The organism is Polaromonas sp. P1_G2 (assembly GCF_056405515.1).
The window spans coordinates 1-1,110 of record NZ_JBFUBY010000529.1 but is presented as its reverse complement, the minus strand read 5'-3'; the positions used below and the strand labels follow the sequence as shown (position 1 = coordinate 1,110).

The 1,110-nt window shown below is 58.8% G+C and carries 2 protein-coding genes; one reads left to right on the top strand and one right to left on the bottom strand.

Annotation, left to right across the window (positions count from 1 at the left end):
- On the top strand, positions 1-412 hold a 412-nt coding region (locus AC1D0P_RS25930; protein ID WP_477679351.1), incomplete at its 5' end, for a universal stress protein.
- A 328-nt stretch (positions 413-740) separates the two neighbouring features.
- Here AC1D0P_RS25930 and AC1D0P_RS25925 read toward each other — a convergent pair.
- The coding region (locus AC1D0P_RS25925) for a flagellin (protein WP_477679350.1) at positions 741-1,110 on the bottom strand (370 nt) is incomplete at its 5' end.

Genomic DNA, 1,110 nt, shown 5'->3' with positions numbered 1-1,110 from the left:
CAGGAACATGCGTATTCTTGTGCCCGTGAGCGGCACCGAACGTTCGACACGTGCGGCCGAGTTCGCCTTTCTCATCGCCAAGGCAACCGGGTGTTCGGTGTCGGTGATCTACATTGTCGGACCGGGGCAGATGCGCTCGCGGTCGCGCGTGAGCGACAATTCGAACATGCATGCAGCCACATCGGACCGGATCGACGAAGTTGCCAACTACTATGGGGTTTCTGCCCAGAAAATCGTTCAACAAGGCGATTCTCCGGAACTGTCCATTCTGCGGCATGCTCGGCGTGGCCGTTACGATCTGATTGTGCTCGGGGTCAGCCGCCGCGTCGGCGATGGGCTTTCCTATGGTCGAATTGCCGACACATTGCTGGAAGCTGCCGATCGGTCGTTTGTGTTCATCGAAACGGAATAGCTTTAATACAGTGCAGGCGGTTTTGCGACGCTGCCTCATCGGGAGTGCCGTCGCAAGATACAGCATCGACCGGGAGCATTCAGCTCGCGTAATTCCTCGATTAGCGTCGCCGACGTTGCCGACGAGAACGCGCGGGCAACGTCCAGGCAGCGTGCTGTCGCCACACATTTAGTTGCCTTCGGCATCCGTATTGAATGTGGAAAGTTCCACTCAGGTGTCCGACGGGCCTCGCCATTAGCGTCGTTGTGCTTCTCCTCGTGGGAGACGACCTCGTTGAGCGTGAAGCCGTCATCCGCCGTGCCTGTTGACTATGTCGGAACTTTAGATGTCACTGGAACAATCTGAGCACGCTGTCGGCCTCGGCGTTGGCGACCGAAAGCGACTGGATACCGAGCTGCTGCCGCGCCTGCAGCGCCCTGATCCTCGCGGAACTCGCGTCCATGTCGGCGTCGACCAGCTTGCCCACTCCCTTCGAGATCGTGTCCATGTTCGACTGGTTCTGTTCCTCGTAGGAGGCGAACGACTTCTGCATGGCTCCGAGGGTCGCCATTTGGTCGGTGAGGTAGTTGAGTTTGTCGTCCATCTTCTGGATGTAGTCGTCGTAGATGGCGTTCCGGTCCCCGCCGCAGACGTGCATGCCGCGCTCCAGCTCCCGCAACACTTGAACACCCGATGCTTTAGGGTGGACGTCACGAATG